A 15,635-nucleotide genomic window follows, 5' to 3' on the forward strand; every position below is an offset into this window, starting at 1 on the left:
GCGCGGTAGGTTTATGCACCGAAAAGTCAATTACAGCGTGAACAGTGTCCAGGTCATATACAGGGCAACGCCCCACATGATGAGGGCTGAGACCATATTTAAGCCGCGCATCAGTCTGCCTGAACGGTCCAATTTCCCGGTTAGACGTCCTGCTATGCATAAACCAAAAAACCAAAGACAGGAGACGAGGATACAGGCGACGGTAAACCCCCATTTGGCTCCTCCTGCATAATGGAGTGAGCTGGTGCCGATGACGCCGATTGTATCCAGGATTGCATGTGGATTGAGAAGCGAGACTGAGGCAGCAAACATCACTTGCCGTTTCGCTGAAAACTGAACGGTTTCTTGCTTCTGATCCACATTCGCACGGCTACGCCAGGTAAGAAAGCCCATGTACAGCAAAAAGAGTACGCCTATAGCATATAGCAGTGTCTTTAACCAGGCGACGGAGAGGACGACGAGTGAGACCCCCAGGACAGCCAGTAAAATGAGTAGGGCATCACAGAGAGCAGCCGTGATGACGACCGGCATCGCTCGCCACAGGGATGGCTGGAGTGCGCCTTGATTAAAGACAAAGACATTTTGCGCACCGAGCGGCAAGATGAGTCCAAAGGCCAGGATGAATCCATGCAAGATTGCTTCGATCACGAAAATTCCCTCCGAATTCCATTGAATAACGTGCACAGGCATCTTTGTCATTATTCACTCTTTTTGATCTCTTGTCTCCAGCCAATTGGTTTGCTCGTAGACCAACCAATTTGTACAATACAGGTAACTGGGGTGGAGGGATGCACAGTGCTTACGATCGATTGGAAACCGGACAAGTCATCGGATATAGCAGTCTATAAACAGATTGTTGCTTATATGAAAGAAAAGATCGCAGCGGGGGAGTGGCCTGTCAAAAGCAAACTGCCTACTCAAAGAGCGCTTGCAGAAAGCCTGGGGGTAAACCGGAGCACAGTGGTCACGGCGCTGGAAGAGCTGAGAGCAGAAGGGCTGATCGAGTCGACAGTGGGGAGCGGCACGCAGGTGAGCAACAACACCTGGACCTTGTTGTCTGCGACACCTCCGCCGGACTGGATGAGTTACGTAAAAGCGGGTGCGCATCCGCCCAATTTGCCAACGATTCAGGATATAAACCGGTATGAGCCCGATCCGAGCTACATCAGGCTTGGAACCGGAGAGCTGTCTCCAGACCTGATTCCAAAAGAACAAATGAAGGATATCCTTAGCCGTTCGGGAGAAACCATCACGCAGCTCGGCTATTCCGAACCCAAAGGGCTATTGCCCCTGCGGCAGGCCATCAGCCAGCATTTGAGAGGGCGAGGCCTCGACGTTTCGCCATCTTCCATCTTGATCGTCTCAGGAGCCTTGCAGGCACTTCATTTGATCTCTATCGGGCTTTTGCATAAGGGCTCGACCATTTTGCTGGAGCAGCCTTCCTATTTGAATTCGCTGCCCTTGTTTCAGGCTTCCGGCATGAGTCTTGTCGGAGTGCCGATGGATGATGAAGGGATTCTGGCTGACGCGCTCGCTTATCACAAAAAGGCCCAAAACGGGGCGCTGCTCTACACGATCCCTTCGTACCACAATCCAACGGGCCGATTCATGACAGAGCGGCGTCGGGAACAGGTACTGGCTGTATGTGAGCGGGAGCGATTGCCTGTACTGGAGGACGACGTATACGGGGACCTATGGTTTGACAAGCCCGAGTCGTTACCGCTGAAGGCAAGGGATCAGAACGGACTGGTTCTTTATTTGGGGAGTCTGTCGAAAACGTTGAGTCCAGGGCTTAGAATTGGTTGGATCGTCGGTCCCGAACCTGTGGTGGATCGTTTGGCAGATGTCAAAATGCAGACGGATTACGGAGCGAGCGCTCTGTCCCAATGGGTGGCGATGGAGTGGCTGAAGAGTGGAGTGTACGAGAAGCATCTGGAAGAAGTACGGGTAGCTTTGCGGAGGCGTCGAGATCTCATGTGCAGCTTGCTGTCCCGTTGGTTCCAAGACTTGGCTGACTGGCAGATACCGCAGGGAGGGTTTTATATCTGGCTGCGCTTTCGTCATTCTTTTTCGATGCGAACCTTGTTTACCAAAGCCTTGTCAACCGGAATCTTGCTCAATCCCGGGTATATATACGATCAAACAGACAGCAGGCATCTGCGCTTGTCTTATGCCTATGCGAGTGAAGAAGAGATGGAGCGGGCTGTGTATCGATTATCCGAGCTGGTCAAAGGAATGATCAGACATTGAAGAACAAGAACATCCCTCGGGATGTTCTTGTTGTGTTGCATCAATGATACGGAAACTGCGTAGAGTAACCGCTAAACTGCTGATAAGCCTGCTGCAGCTTTTGTTGATCTTCTGCTTCGAGCTTGTACCAGCCTTTTCGGAACATCAAGTTATACGCTTCTCGGGCGCTCTGATGCGTTTCAATCAAAATTTGCATCATGTCTTGATGGAGCTGCTGGTGGCTTGCTTCACGCACAGCCACATTCATGCTGTCCGTCAAGTATTTGCAAGTAGACAGGCAATCGTTCAGATAGTCGCGATCGTTCATCTCAGGCGTTTTTACCTGTGGCATGTTGGCAGGCTGCGGATTGGCAATCTGATTTTGATTTGGCATGTGATCTCCCCCTTACTGCATCTGAGGCTGCTGTTGGGATTGGGTTTGCGGCAGAGATGCCATCACTGCAGTATTGTTGTTTTGAAGGTGGCTAAGGAGCGTTTGGTAATGCTTCTGATGCATGCGGCCTGCTTTTTCCAAATGCTGCTTCACTTCCGGGTCCTGTGCCTGCTGCGCGAAGGCATGGAACTTTTTAAAGGCGATCAGGTTCCAGGACATGGCATCCTTCAAATAGCTGCAATCCTTTGTCGTGATGACCTTGGGGGGTTCTGGAATAGGGACTTGTGCAGACTGCATCGAAGACAGGATAGACGGCATGAGTGAGCTCCTTTCATGGGGGAATACACATATAGCATGAGCTACATTTGGGGAAGTAAAGCGTAGAAAAAAAATCCGGCTGTATGAGCCGGATTTTGTGCGGTGATGCGATGTTTGTCTTTATCTTTATGGTATTTATTTATACAAGGCGCAGGCTTGTGACCTGAATGTCGATGCTGGCGGGAGCGATGTTCAAGGTGTAGCTTACTTCCTTATGCAGCTCGGATTGAAGCTCAATGATTCGTTCTGGAATGTACGTCCCATAAGGAACCTTCAGGGCCAGCGTCAGCTCGATACGCGGCAAGTCTTCAAAAGAGGTGTTCGCTTTTAGGATTTGATCGACTTCCTCATACTCGTTGCAGACACCCTGCACAATCTTGCGCAAGACCTGCGGATGGATCAGGATACGTCCTCCAGAAAAAGGAGGATGGACCACCGTAGATTCACCGCCATTCGCTTCCTTTTTGGAGGAAAAAATCCGTTGGGCAGAAGAGAGCAGTCGTTGGATAAAATCCTGTTCCACCTCAACGCGCGGGATGGGAATGACGTGTCTCCCCATCGTTTCCCGGATGTAGCGAGCAGCCTCGATATCCTGAGGACGCTTGATGGACTCGATCGGGATGAATTCGACCGGCTCGGGTAGCTCCAGTGCTTCCACGATCCGTTCGATCATGCGCTGTGAAGTTCCTAGAACCAGCATCCGTTCCAAAGCGAGATCAGTCAGCGCTTGCCGAACCTCATTCGCGTGATCTTCGTAATGAAAAATGGCGCGTTTTACTGCTTGAATTTTCGTTTTTTCATATTTGGCGGATGTACCGGCTACCTTGCGTCCTTGATAAATCAAGATGCCGTCGTCGATGATCGCATCGATATTCATCCGGTGAGCCAGCTCCAGAGCCATTGAGCTCTTGCCTGTTCCGCTCGTTCCATACAAGGCGTAAATATTCATGGACACCTCCGTGTTTCTCCAGCCCATCCAGTATACAACAGAAGGAAGGACAGACAAAAGCTAGCGGTACTGTGCGCCCAATTCACGGGAACGCTCAGTAGCGCGAAGAATGGCGGAAGTGACAGCTTCCTGAAACTGATACGATTGGAGAACCTCCAGACCAGCTTGAGTAGTTCCACCAGGACTGGTCACTTTTAGACGCAGCAGGGCAGGGTCCTCGCTGGTATCGAGCAGCATGTGCGCGGCGCCAAGCAAGGTCTGCAGGGTGAGCTGGCGGGCCGTTTCGCGACAGAGACCGGCTTTGGCTCCAGCTCCCACCATCGCCTCAACCAGATAGTAAATATAGGCAGGACCACTGCCGGAAAGGCCGGTCACAATGTCCAGCTCCTCCTCAGCGACGGTGAATACCGTGCCGATAGCTTCAAACAGGCGCGTGGCCAGCTCGAGCTGTTCTTCTGTCACAAAGCGATTGCAGGCAAGCCCGGTCGCAGACAGACCGATAGCAGATGACGTGTTAGGCATTGTCCGTATGATTGCACATTGTACGCCAAGCCATTCCTCGATCAGGGAAGTGGCCACTCCTGCGATCACCGAGATGACCAATTGACCCGGACGGACTGTGCCTTGCAGCTCCATCAATGCTTCCGCTGCATCCTTTGGCTTCATCGCCAGAATAAGGATGTCGGAAGTATCCACGAGCAGCTTTCGGTCCTGCGACACTTGCACTTGATAGGTATCAGCGAGTTGATCCAGTCGTTCCTGATTGTTGCGATTGGAAACCAGGATGTGCTCGGCGCTGAGAAGTCCCTTTTTCAAAATGCCGGAGAGCATGGCTTCAGCGATGGAGCCAGCTCCCAGAAAACCAATACGTCCTTCGATGGAAAATGCATGCTGTGTGTTCATGGTTGTCTTCCTCCTTTCGGGACTATCGGATCTGCCCAGTGCCGCGTACGACGTATTTGTAAGAGGTGAGGGCAGGCAAGCCCATTGGTCCGCGAGCATGCAGCTTTTGCGTGCTGATGCCGATCTCGGCGCCAAAGCCGAATTCTCCGCCATCCGTAAAACGAGTGGAGGCATTATGGTAGACCGTAGTCGCATCTACAGTAGTGAGGAAGCGTTGTGCGGCTGCTTGGTCCTCTGTCACGATCGCTTCAGAGTGTCCGGTGCTGTGAAGCGAGATATGCTCCAGTGCATCCTCCAGCGTATCGACGGTACGTACCGCGATAATCAAGGTAGAGTATTCCGTATCCCAATCCTCTTCTGTGGCTTGCAGCAGAGAGGCGCTTAACGATGGATGAAGCTTTCTTGTGACGTCGCATGCACGAACCTCTACTCCTGCTTCGATCAGACGCTGCAAGAGCTCCAGCTGGCAGGAGGCAGGCCATTCACGGTGGAGGAGCAAGGTTTCTGCGGCGTTGCAGACTGCTGGTCTGCTCGTTTTGGCATTCAATACGATGGCCTCTGCCATTGCATAATCCGCTGTTTTCTCCACAAAGATGTGGCAGTTGCCGACGCCCGTTTCCAATACAGGTACACTGGAGGTTTTCAGCACACGAGAGATCAGGCCAGCACCGCCGCGTGGAATGATCACATCGACCAGCCCGTTGGCTGTACACAGCATATCTACAGATTCGTGTTCGGCAAAAGGCAGGTATTGAACAGCTTCAGGAGAAAGACCTGTAGCCGTCAGGGCATCACGCATGCTTTTGACCAGGGCCAGGTTGCTGTTTACTGCACTGTGGCTGCCGCGCAGGACGATGGCGTTGCCGGTTTTCAGGGCGATGGCAGCAGCATCGATAGTCACATTGGGGCGTGCTTCATACACCATGCCAATCACGCCGAGTGGTACGCGAATCTGTTCCATCACCAATCCATTCGAAAGGGTCCAGCGACTCATCGATTGACCGACTGGGTCTTCGAGAGCGACCAGTTGTTTCAAGCTTTCCACCAGATCGAGTACACGTCCGGTGGTCAAGCGAAGGCGGTCCAAATAAGAGGCGGGCTGTCCGTCTGCTTCGGCTTTGGCCAGATCCCGTTCATTTGCCTCCAGGATCACTTTCTCATCCGTGAGGAGTTGTTCACCGAGCGCCGTCAATGCCTTGTCTTTATCCTCCCGTGTCAAGAGCGCCATTTTGCGGGACGCTTGCTTCGCTAATCTTAACTGCTCCTGCAGTTGTTGCTTCCAGTTCCCCATAATCTCCATCTCCTTTTCTCTCTATAAAATGTAGGCAAATAACTTGCCATGCCTGTTGAAGCTAGATGGTCTGTGTCCATTGATCGCGATGTATGACAGTACCGCTGCGTCGCGTTGCTTTGGTGCCAAGCGAATCTGTCAGATCTTCGGCAGCAAAGCGGCTGACACCTCGACCGATTAATTCACCCTCGCAGTACACCTCAATGACCTCTCCTTGATTAAAAGTCCCGTTTACATCGCGCACACCCGCCAAAAGGAGGCTGCGTCTTTGTTCCAGGATGGCTTCGGCTGCACCTTGGTCGATCGTAATCGAGCCACGGGTAGGGGAGTGCAGGGCGATCCACTGCTTGCGGGTAGGTAAACCGCTGAGAGCGGGTGCTTCCGGACTGTAGTTGACGTAAGTGCCATTTCCATCTCCCGTCAGGACTTCAAGCAGATCGGAGGATTGATCCAATTTTCCGATAAAGCTGGGAATGCCCAATCCTTGTGCGGTTCTGGCTGCGATCAGCTTGGAGCGCATGCCGCCCGTTCCCAGCTGGGAAGCACCGCCAGCCAGATTTTCTATTTCATCTGTCACTTCTGGCAGCCAGGCGATTCGTTGGGCGTCGGAATTGTAGCGAGGATCCTTGTCGTACAACCCGTTGGTGTCGGTCAGGATCATGTACAAATCGGCGTGTACCAGGCCAGCCACCAGTGCTCCCAGCATGTCATTGTCGCCAAAAGTCAGCTCTGCTACGGACACGGTGTCGTTTTCGTTAATGATCGGCAAGATGTTTTTATCGAGTAAAAGCGACAAGGTTTGAAAGGCGTGCTGATAACGCTCCCGATGGGAAAAGTCACTTCTGGTGAGCAGAATTTGTGCTACGCTGCATTGATGTGCGCCGAACAGTTGCGTATAGGTTTGCATCAGGAGACTCTGCCCAATGGCTGCTGCTGCTTGCTTTGCGGCTAGTGTGCGCGGTCTTTGTTTATAGCCCAGTTTTTGATAACCGCTGGCTACTGCACCAGACGAGACGAGCACGACCTGATGGCCCGCATCCCGCAGCTGACTGACAGCCGAGACGAGGAGCGACATTTTTTGAGGATCTACACCTCCTGAGGATGCCGCCAACGAACTGCTGCCCACCTTTACAACCAACCGCATTTTCCCTTTCTTCATTGCTGTACCCCCTGATTCCAGTGAAAAAATAAATTAGAAAAACTTGGCTTATCGCAGTCCGATAGCGAAAGCCTTAGTTTTTCTTATACTTTCATCCTTTATCGCGTCAGTGAAGTTAAACTTTCTGAAAGTATAAAAAAGCCCTCTCGTCTCTTTGATAAGGACGAAAGGGCGTTGATGACCTCCGCGGTACCACCTTACTTGACGTTATGCACGAGAAGCTTTTGCTTCAGGCGGTAACGTCCGGCTCTCTTTCTTGGATAACAGGTGAAAGAAACCTGTCCAGGTCATCCCTGGATGCTCTGGGGTGGGTTCAAACTGATTCGAAGGACGAAACCTCTCAGCCAATGGATTTCGCTCTCTGGACCTGAAGGGCAGTTTTACTGTTCCCCGTCATAGCTCATTCGGTATGCTTATTAATACATAATTATTCGCTTGGTCTCACATAAATGTCAAGCGGATTATTGAAATTGGTCATTTCCATAGGTACCCATACGCGATTTGATCTCGTAGCGCTTCGTTTTGTCGTCGCGCATTAACTGGTAGCGAAGCGTTCGATCCGAGGAGAAGGCCGGGTCTGTCACATTTTGGACAGAGACGCGAATTTCACTGTTCAGTTTTTCCACTGCGGTGTTCCGGACGGATATCAACACTGGATAATCGACGTTTGGAATCGCAACGTACAGCTTATTCTTGATCTGCTTGGTGGAAAGGTTGTCATAGAGGGCCTCAGACAATGATCTGCTCCAGAACTTGGAGAAATAGGCGATCACTTTGTCCTTGCTGTCAAAGCGTTTGGGCAGTTCAAGGTAGGTGATTCCATCTTCGTGAGCGGTTTTTCCTTTCGTATGGTCGATTGCGGCGTAGTAGACATCCTCCACGACGTGTTCGGCCCGGTTCAGGAAAATGACGATGTTCATTTTGCTGTCATCCAGCTTTTGAATGGCGACACTTCGAGCAGGACGTTTCTGTTTGGTTGCTTTGCTTTGGGTCTTCGCCGTTTTTTCATTCTTTTTGCTTTGACTTGTAGCTGTTTTTTCGTTCTTTTTGCCTTGACTGGTATTAGAAGCATTGCAACCGGTCACCAGAATAGACAGCAACAGCAAATAGATCCAACCGTGCTTCATTTTCATACCTGCACACCTCTTTGGAGATTTTCCCTTAGCGTGTGTGGGATTCATAGGGAATAGACATGTAACATTTTCCCTGACCACTCCGTAAATCGAGTGAAAAAAGGAAACAGGATGGGGGTTGTCTACTACTCTGAATATGTCTATCATGGAGAGAGCTATGCAGACCGAAATAATAGAGGTGGAAAATATATGTTTGGATTTGGAAAAAAGGCTAAGAAGCTGGAAGGCACCGATATCTTGATTATCAAGACCAGTGAAGCAAAAAACCGCCATTTTTATATGGTTGCTTTCCCCAGCATGTTCGCCAATGACATTGTCTCTATGTTGAAAAAATTGGAAAAATCAAAGCTGAACAAAAAAGAAATTTTGGGGGAAATCGGTGGGTTTCACATCGTGACCCATCTGGAAGCCTTGACGAGCTACGAAGTATTTGAAGAGAACGATATGGAAGCGCAGCCTGTACTGATTCAGGATTTTGCCAGCATCCTCCTGCGCCGCTTGGAAGCGATTGATGAAAACGGAGATGGAGACGATTCCGATCTGGCTTTCATCATGGGCGAGCTGACTATGCTTCGCGACGGAAGCTACGTACCGCAAAATTAAATACGGATTCTAGTAAAAAAAGAGAGCTGGGTGCGATGATCCGGCTCTTCTTCCTTATGCTGGAAACCTTTTGATACATGGATTCGTATGAATAGGGAAAGTGTCTGGAAATACTCTTGTGGACAGGAGTGAGCATATGATAGAGCTGAATGGAGTCAGCAAAAGCTACAATGGTACTTACAAGGCAGTCGATCATCTTGATTTGACTGTACCAAAAGGTGAAATATTCGGTTTCCTCGGTCCCAACGGAGCAGGGAAGACGACGACGATAAAAATGATAACAGGCATCATCAAGCCCGACGCAGGTCAGATTCGCATCAACGGAAAAGAGATCGGCGTCGACACGATTGAAGCGAAAAAACAGTTTGGTTATGTACCGGACAGTCCCGACTTGTTTTTACGGCTGAAAGGCTTGGAATACGTCAGCTTCATGGCAGATATATACGGTGTGGAGCAGGAGGTTCGCAACAGCCGCATACACAGTCTTGCCAAGCGATTTGACATGCTGGACGCACTCGGCGATACGATACAGAGCTACTCTCACGGGATGAGGCAAAAGATCGTCATTATGGGTGTGCTCGTGCATCATCCAGAGGTGTGGATTCTCGATGAGCCGCTGACAGGACTGGATCCGAAGTCCTCCTATACGTTGAAAGAAATGATGCGGGAGCACGCAGACAGCGGCAGAAGCGTATTTTTTTCAACACATGTTCTGGAAGTAGCTGAGAAGCTGTGTGACCGAGTCGCGATCATCAACAAGGGGAAAATCCTCTTTTGTGGAACATTTCCGCAGATGCAGGAGCATTTCCAGTCTCACGAATCTCTGGAAAGCCTGTTCCTGGAGCTGACCAAGCATGAATAACATCTGGCTTTTGACCAAAATCATGCTGAAAAACGCAGGCCCGCTATGGAAGAGCAAAAAGGGAAGCGGCTGGAAAAGCATCCTGCTGCTCGTCGCTATTCTCGTTGGAATGATGCCCATGGTCATCAGCGGAGCCTGGTTCCTGTCCGGATTGTACGATGGATTGGCGATGATCGGCCAAGAAAGTGCCCTGCTTGGGTTAGGTCTGGCACTGGTATCATTCACTATTTTTGTACTCGGCATTGTCTATGTCCTCACGGTATTTTACTACTCACAGGATGTAGAGCATTTTTTGCCGTTGCCCTTGGCACCCCGAGAAATACTTGGAGCCAAGTTCCTGGTCGCTCTCATTTATGAATACCTGACAGAGTTGATCTTGTTAGGACCATTGCTGATTGTTTTTGGGATAAAAAGCGGTGCAGGGCTAGTTTTCTACCTGTATTCGATCCTTCTATTTCTGGTCGTCCCGATCGTGCCCTTGGTGCTTGCGTCACTGCTGGTTATGCTGTTCATGCGCTATACCAACATCGGCAAGAAAAAGGACCGTTTCCGTCTGATCGGTGGGATCATAGGCCTTGGCGCTGCGCTTGGCTTCCAGTTTTTCGTACAACGGCAAAGAGGCTCGATGGAAGACGTGGAGAAGCTCCAGCAACAGATTTTGTCAGGCGACAACGTCCTGCTTAATCTCGCGACGCAGCTGTTCCCGACCAGCAAGCTTGCTGTGTTTGCACTGGTCAACAGTGGCTACTTGGCTGGCTTGGGCTACCTGCTGGCGTTTATTTTGACTACAGGAGCAGCAGTTCTCCTCTTTTTGTTTGCCGGGGATCGTCTCTATTTCGCTGGTGTGATGGGGGTCAGTGAGTCGGCATCCAAGCGGAAAAAAGTAGGGGGACAGGATTTTGCCAAGCTGGCCAAGGTGCGCTCTCCCTGGTGGTCCTATGCGCTCAAGGAGTGGCGAATGCTGTGGCGAACGCCAGCTTATATGCTCAACTGCTTGCTGCCCAGCTTGATCATGCCGGTTTTTGTCCTGATTCCACTGTTCGGTATCCAGGAGAGAGGTGAACTGATCACAGCCTTGAGCGGATGGATCGAAGGAATGGGAGGCTTAAGCCTGGCGATCTTTTTCGCAGGCAGCTTGTTTATAGCTGGAATGAACAGCGCATCTGCTACGGCTATCACGAGGGATGGTCAGGGATTTTTTCTGAACAAGACCTTTCCCATTTCGTTTATCCAGCTGCTTATGGGTAAACTGCTGCCTGGTGTGATGATGAGCTTCATTAGTATTCTGTTTCTTCTGGTCGCAGCTGCTTGGTTCCTGAACATCTCACCCATTTTCCTATTGATTTGTCTCTTGGTTGCTCTTCCAGGAGTGGTTCTGATCAATGTACTGGGTATCCTGATCGATATCCATATGCCAAAGCTTGCCTGGACCTCGGAGCAAGAAGCCGTCAAGCAAAACCTCAATCCGCTATTCGCCATCCTGGTCGCGCTATTGACGGCAGGGATAACGGTAGTTCTGGTATTTTTGACCCAGAGTCAAGGCTCGTTATTATCTGTGGCGGTCATGCTTTTTATCGTCTTTTCCGGCCTGGACTTTCTGCTATATCGGGTTTTGGTTAAAAAGGGTCCGGGTTGGATCGAAAAAATAGAAAATTAGCTATGCGACAACTGTCCTAGGTCTATAGGGCAGTTTCTTTGTTTTCACCTGTTTTTACCTTTACAGATTGGCAATTAATTGGTATTTTGTTTGACGAACGTATTATTCAATTTATTCCTATCTGCATAAGGATAACCTCGGAATAAACGACCTACATACCAGTGGCGTTCAGACATAAAGGAAAAATCTTTGCCGTATACTGAAATGTTTAAAAATGGGTGATAGAGGAAAGGAGAACAATACGATGTTTTTCAAGCGCATTCTGTTCTGTTTTCTGATGGTGCTGCTGGTTGCGCAAGGCGCTTTTACAGGCAGCGCTTCAGCACAAAGCTCGTTTAACGATACACGTGGACACTGGGCGCAAGACGATATTGAGTATTTGGCGAGCTTGGGAATCATTAAGGGGAATGGCAGTCAGTTCCACCCGGACAAACCGATTTCTCGTGGGGAAGCGATTGCGATGCTGAACCGGGTTTTCGAATCGGTGTATGGTCCGATCGCCAAGCCTGAGCGGAAAAACAACCTGGACTACCGCTATGGACCGCGCTGGGAGATCGAGCAGCTTTTGACCAATCTGCGCGCCATGTACCGCGTAGAAACAAACGGCGTCAGCGATTACGATCCAGGCGATCGGATGCTCTACTATTTGTTTTTGGCGGATAGCGGCAAGCTGATGCGCAAGCAAGAGAAGGACAATCCGGATTGGTGGCTTTCTGCTACGGCTATGCAGCGCCCGCTTACTCGCGAAGAAGCGAGCATGGTGCTCTTCCATATGATGGCACCGCAAAAATTCCGCGGCATCAATATTAAGCCGGAAGATGCGAAGTCGTATTTCACCAGCTTTTATGAGTGGAAGCAAGATAGCTACTATCGAGACACGTACTCTCCCTATGCGACAGGGATTAACGAGTTCGGTCTGTTTGGAAAATCTGACGTGTTCGATCCTTATGCGGTGATGACACGTGCGCAGTATGCTGTAGTTCTGACCAGACTTCATAACTACTATGAGCGCGATGTCGTCCAATCGTTCACAGGGGTCAACAACGCCCGTCAGGTAAAAGCGGCGAACGTTTTTCTGCGTGCAGCAAGTCTTGCCTACGAGAACAATAATCAGCCAGCAGTGTCCAAGTATTTTGAACCCTCTGTTTTGAAAAAATGGTCCAGCTTCCCATTCATACCCAAGCACACGGAGCACGTTTCGTTTACAGCGAAGCTCGATGAAAGCAACAACAAGAATTTGCTCGTCTTGGGACAGTACAAGGACAATGCGAATGGATTCTACCAGATTGAATACGTGTTTGCAGCGGATGAATACAGTCCATTTGGACGCAAGCTGATCAACATTATCTACACAGCAAAATAACGGTTCAGGTAAAATCGGGCATTCGCACAAGAGTGCCCGTTTTCATTTGCGGGCCGCAGTTTGTTCAAGTCTGTTTTCGTGATAGGTAGCACGTTTTTTATATTGCAAGAGACAGAATTTTCGATTACAATGACAACTGAACGCTGATTCAGTTTGTGGAAGCGAACATCTCACGGCTTGATAGCCGCATGTGGGATGTCATTTTTTCCCCACAAAATGAATGAGTATTCATTCAACAAAACGAGATGAATGACATGACAAAACCGCTGTATAAAAAGTATAATTAATATGAAAAACGTCTCTTTTCAGAAAATTTCTATTGTTAAAACGCAGCTCATATCATTACGGAGGAGGATTTGGAGATGGAACGCAAAATTCGCAAAGCCGCTGTTCTCGGTTCTGGCGTGATGGGAGCCGGGATTGCCGCACATCTGGCAAACGTGGGGATTCCCGTCTGTTTGCTCGATATCGTACCGCGTGAACTGACAGAAGAGGAGAGCAAAAAAGGCCTTTCTTTAGCAGATGCTGCCGTCCGCAATCGGATTGCACAGGCTGGAAAGGATCGCTTGCTAAAGGAAAAGCCTGCTCCTCTTTATGATAAGCAAAATATCGAGCGGATTACTGTGGGCAACTTCGAAGACCACCTTTCTCTGCTCGCGGATGCGGACTGGATTATCGAAGTCGTGGTGGAGAATCTGGCGATCAAGCAAAAGGTATTCGCCATGATCGAAGAAGTTCGCAAGCCCGGTACGATTGTTTCTTCCAATACATCCGGAGTTTCCATCAATGAAATGAGTGAAGGAAGGTCTGAAGAGTTCCGGAAGCATTTCCTCGGAACGCATTTCTTCAATCCACCTCGCTATCTGAAGCTGCTGGAGATTATTCCGGGCAATGATACGGACCCCGCGATTGTCGATTTTATGATGCATTTTGGTGAGCATGTACTGGGCAAAGGCACCGTACTTTGCAAAGACACGCCCAACTTTATCGCCAACCGGATCGGTACATACGGCTTGCAGGTCTCGATCCAGGAGATGGTGAAGGCAGGGTTGGGAGTCGATGAAGTCGATGCGCTTACCGGACCTGTGATCGGCCGGCCAAAGAGCGCGACCTTCCGCACCCTGGACGTCGTGGGACTGGATACGTACGTGCATGTCGCCAACAACGTCAAAAACAAGAGCGCAGACGAAGTGGAAAGAGCCGTATTTGAAGTGCCGGAGTTCGTCCTGCAAATGGTTGAGAAGCGCTGGATCGGACAGAAGGCGGGTCAAGGCTTTTTCAAGCAAATCAAAACCCCGCAGGGTAAAGAAATTCATGCGCTCGATACAGCGACAATGGAGTATCGTCCAAGCGTGAAGGCGAAGTTCGCTTCCCTGGATGCAGCCAAGACGGCGAAGTCCCTGCCTGAGAAGCTGAAGACCCTCGCATACGGCAAGGACAAGGGAAGCCAGTTCGTCTGGAACGTGTTCAAAAAGGTTCTCTTGTATTCGGCGGACAAGGCATACGAGATCGCAGACGATATCGTGGCAGTCGATCAGGCCATGAAATGGGGCTTTGGCTGGGAGCTCGGTCCTTTTGAGACATGGGATGCGATTGGCGTAGAAAAGTCGGTAGCACGCATGCGAGAAGAGGGAGAAACCATTCCTGCGCTCGTAGAAGAGCTGCTGGCGAGCGGAAAAACGTCCTTCTATCAAAAACAGGAGGGACGTACCTCGGTTTTCTCGATTGGCGGTGCATACAAGGATGTGGAGAGCAAGAAGGAGAAGATCAACCTCGCTGCGCTCAAGGAGCAAGGCAAGCTGATCAAGAAAAACGCAGGGGCGGCTCTCATCGATCTCGGCGATGGCGTAGCTTGCCTGGAGTTTACTTCTCCCAACAACGCGCTTGGCTTGGACGTTTTGCAAATGGCCAACTTCGCAGCCGAAGAAGTGCAGAAAAATTACTTGGGACTCGTCATCGGCAACCAGGGCAAAAACTTCTGCGTGGGTATGAATCTGGCGATGGCCTTGATGGAGGCGCAAGACGAGAACTGGATCGAGCTAGACATGCTGGTAACGAATTTCCATAAAGCTGCACGCGCACTGCGTTTCTTGCACCGTCCAGTCGTTGCCGCACCTTTTGGCATGACGCTGGGCGGCGGGGTAGAGGTCGTCTATCTGGCTGACCGCGTACAGGCATCTGCGGAAACGTATTTGGGTCTTGTGGAAGTAGGCGTAGGGCTGCTGCCTGGTGGCGGCGGTACGAAGGAACTTCTGTTCCGCGCAATGGAAAATGTGCCACAGGGTGGTACGGTACCAGTCGATCCATTCCCGTTTGTAGCGCGCGCTTTTGAAACGATTGCGATGGCGAAGGTTTCGACAAGCGGACAGGAAGCAATTAATCTGGGCTATCTGCGCTCGACTGACCGCATCAGTGTCAATCCGGATCACCTGCTCTACGACGCCAAGCAGCTCGTATTGGAAATGGACCGGGAAGGCTATACGCCTCCTACACCACGCAAGGTTCGCGTCATTGGGGATACAGGCTACGCTACCTTGCGCCAGAACATTTACGCGATGAAGAAAAGCGGATATATCAGCGATCACGATGAGCTGATCGCAAGCAAAGTCGCCTATGTCTTGTCCGGTGGCAACCTGCCGGCAGGTACAGAAGTGACGGAAACGTACATTTTGGAGTTGGAGAAGCAAGCCTTCCTGGAGCTGATCAAGACTCCGAAATCGCAGCAACGGATGCAGCACATGCTGACTAAAAACAAGCCATTGCGCAACTAGGGG

Annotated in this window: 14 protein-coding genes; 6 read left to right on the forward strand and 8 right to left on the reverse strand. The window is 50.4% G+C overall.

Annotation, left to right across the window (positions count from 1 at the left end):
* Positions 1 to 30 precede the first annotated feature (30 nt).
* A complete protein-coding gene (locus EDM52_RS09820; protein ID WP_122908953.1) occupies positions 31 to 648 on the reverse strand; it encodes a LysE/ArgO family amino acid transporter in 618 nt (205 codons plus the stop codon).
* 147 nt (positions 649 to 795) lie between these two features.
* On the opposite strand from EDM52_RS09820, the gene EDM52_RS09825 reads away from it, so the two are divergent.
* The gene (locus EDM52_RS09825; protein WP_122908833.1) at positions 796 to 2,250 is read left to right on the forward strand and encodes an aminotransferase-like domain-containing protein; all 1,455 of its coding nucleotides are present in this window, start codon (positions 796 to 798) and stop codon (positions 2,248 to 2,250) included.
* Between the two features lie 40 nt (positions 2,251 to 2,290).
* On the opposite strand, the gene EDM52_RS09830 is transcribed toward EDM52_RS09825, so the two are convergent.
* The 7 genes from EDM52_RS09830 to EDM52_RS09860 form a co-directional block, all read right to left on the reverse strand.
* Positions 2,291 to 2,623 carry a spore coat protein gene (locus tag EDM52_RS09830; RefSeq protein WP_122908834.1) on the reverse strand — a complete coding sequence of 111 codons (333 nt, stop codon included), beginning with the start codon at positions 2,621 to 2,623 and terminating at the stop codon, positions 2,291 to 2,293.
* A gap of 12 nt (positions 2,624 to 2,635) precedes the next feature.
* A complete protein-coding gene (locus EDM52_RS09835) occupies positions 2,636 to 2,941 on the reverse strand; it encodes a ferritin family protein (RefSeq protein WP_122908835.1) in 306 nt (101 codons plus the stop codon).
* Between the two features lie 139 nt (positions 2,942 to 3,080).
* Positions 3,081 to 3,890 (reverse strand): hypothetical protein, encoded by an 810-nt coding sequence (locus EDM52_RS09840; RefSeq protein WP_122908836.1) that lies wholly within the window; start codon positions 3,888 to 3,890, stop codon positions 3,081 to 3,083.
* A 60-nt stretch (positions 3,891 to 3,950) separates the two neighbouring features.
* Positions 3,951 to 4,793, reverse strand: a complete 843-nt coding sequence (gene proC, locus EDM52_RS09845) for a pyrroline-5-carboxylate reductase (protein ID WP_122908837.1) — start codon at positions 4,791 to 4,793, stop codon at positions 3,951 to 3,953.
* Between the two features lie 22 nt (positions 4,794 to 4,815).
* The gene (locus EDM52_RS09850) at positions 4,816 to 6,093 is read right to left on the reverse strand and encodes a glutamate-5-semialdehyde dehydrogenase (RefSeq protein ID WP_415783054.1); all 1,278 of its coding nucleotides are present in this window, start codon (positions 6,091 to 6,093) and stop codon (positions 4,816 to 4,818) included.
* A 52-nt stretch (positions 6,094 to 6,145) separates the two neighbouring features.
* Positions 6,146 to 7,243 (reverse strand): glutamate 5-kinase, encoded by a 1,098-nt coding sequence (gene proB, locus EDM52_RS09855; RefSeq protein WP_122908839.1) that lies wholly within the window; start codon positions 7,241 to 7,243, stop codon positions 6,146 to 6,148.
* Positions 7,244 to 7,704: 461 nt separating this feature from the next.
* On the reverse strand, positions 7,705 to 8,376 hold the full coding sequence (locus EDM52_RS09860) for a DL-endopeptidase inhibitor IseA family protein (protein WP_122908840.1): 672 nt from the start codon (positions 8,374 to 8,376) through the stop codon (positions 7,705 to 7,707).
* Between the two features lie 189 nt (positions 8,377 to 8,565).
* On the opposite strand from EDM52_RS09860, the gene EDM52_RS09865 reads away from it, so the two are divergent.
* The 5 genes from EDM52_RS09865 to EDM52_RS09885 all read left to right on the forward strand — a co-directional run bounded on the left by EDM52_RS09865 (position 8,566) and on the right by EDM52_RS09885 (position 15,632).
* Positions 8,566 to 8,979 carry a hypothetical protein gene (locus EDM52_RS09865; protein ID WP_122908841.1) on the forward strand — a complete coding sequence of 138 codons (414 nt, stop codon included), beginning with the start codon at positions 8,566 to 8,568 and terminating at the stop codon, positions 8,977 to 8,979.
* A 136-nt stretch (positions 8,980 to 9,115) separates the two neighbouring features.
* A complete protein-coding gene (locus EDM52_RS09870) occupies positions 9,116 to 9,841 on the forward strand; it encodes an ABC transporter ATP-binding protein (protein ID WP_122908842.1) in 726 nt (241 codons plus the stop codon).
* Positions 9,834 to 11,498 (forward strand): putative ABC transporter permease subunit, encoded by a 1,665-nt coding sequence (locus EDM52_RS09875; RefSeq protein WP_122908843.1) that lies wholly within the window; start codon positions 9,834 to 9,836, stop codon positions 11,496 to 11,498. Before EDM52_RS09870 ends, EDM52_RS09875 begins: the two co-directional genes overlap by 8 nt.
* 244 nt (positions 11,499 to 11,742) lie before the next feature.
* Entirely contained in the window at positions 11,743 to 12,861 is a 1,119-nt protein-coding gene (locus EDM52_RS09880; RefSeq protein WP_122908844.1) for an S-layer homology domain-containing protein, read from the forward strand.
* A 362-nt stretch (positions 12,862 to 13,223) separates the two neighbouring features.
* On the forward strand, positions 13,224 to 15,632 hold the full coding sequence (locus tag EDM52_RS09885) for a 3-hydroxyacyl-CoA dehydrogenase/enoyl-CoA hydratase family protein (protein WP_122908845.1): 2,409 nt from the start codon (positions 13,224 to 13,226) through the stop codon (positions 15,630 to 15,632).
* Positions 15,633 to 15,635: the final 3 nt, after the last annotated feature.

This window comes from Brevibacillus invocatus (genome assembly GCF_003710915.1).
In the GTDB taxonomy this organism is placed as follows: Bacteria; Bacillota; Bacilli; order Brevibacillales; family Brevibacillaceae; genus Brevibacillus; species Brevibacillus invocatus.

Bases quoted from the DNA above. Each gene is read 5' to 3' on its own strand.
- EDM52_RS09830 (WP_122908834.1), bottom strand. From the start codon at position 2,623: ATGCCAAATCAAAATCAGATTGCCAATCCGCAGCCTGCCAACATGCCA.
- EDM52_RS09835 (WP_122908835.1), bottom strand. From the start codon at position 2,941: ATGCCGTCTATCCTGTCTTCGATGCAGTCTGCACAAGTCCCTATTCCA.
- EDM52_RS09840 (WP_122908836.1), bottom strand. From the start codon at position 3,890: ATGAATATTTACGCCTTGTATGGAACGAGCGGAACAGGCAAGAGCTCA.
- proC (WP_122908837.1), bottom strand. From the start codon at position 4,793: ATGAACACACAGCATGCATTTTCCATCGAAGGACGTATTGGTTTTCTG.
- EDM52_RS09850 (WP_415783054.1), bottom strand. From the start codon at position 6,093: ATGGAGATTATGGGGAACTGGAAGCAACAACTGCAGGAGCAGTTAAGA.
- proB (WP_122908839.1), bottom strand. From the start codon at position 7,243: ATGAAGAAAGGGAAAATGCGGTTGGTTGTAAAGGTGGGCAGCAGTTCG.
- EDM52_RS09860 (WP_122908840.1), bottom strand. From the start codon at position 8,376: ATGAAAATGAAGCACGGTTGGATCTATTTGCTGTTGCTGTCTATTCTG.
- EDM52_RS09865 (WP_122908841.1), top strand. From the start codon at position 8,566: ATGTTTGGATTTGGAAAAAAGGCTAAGAAGCTGGAAGGCACCGATATC.
- EDM52_RS09870 (WP_122908842.1), top strand. From the start codon at position 9,116: ATGATAGAGCTGAATGGAGTCAGCAAAAGCTACAATGGTACTTACAAG.
- EDM52_RS09875 (WP_122908843.1), top strand. From the start codon at position 9,834: ATGAATAACATCTGGCTTTTGACCAAAATCATGCTGAAAAACGCAGGC.
- EDM52_RS09880 (WP_122908844.1), top strand. From the start codon at position 11,743: ATGTTTTTCAAGCGCATTCTGTTCTGTTTTCTGATGGTGCTGCTGGTT.
- EDM52_RS09885 (WP_122908845.1), top strand. From the start codon at position 13,224: ATGGAACGCAAAATTCGCAAAGCCGCTGTTCTCGGTTCTGGCGTGATG.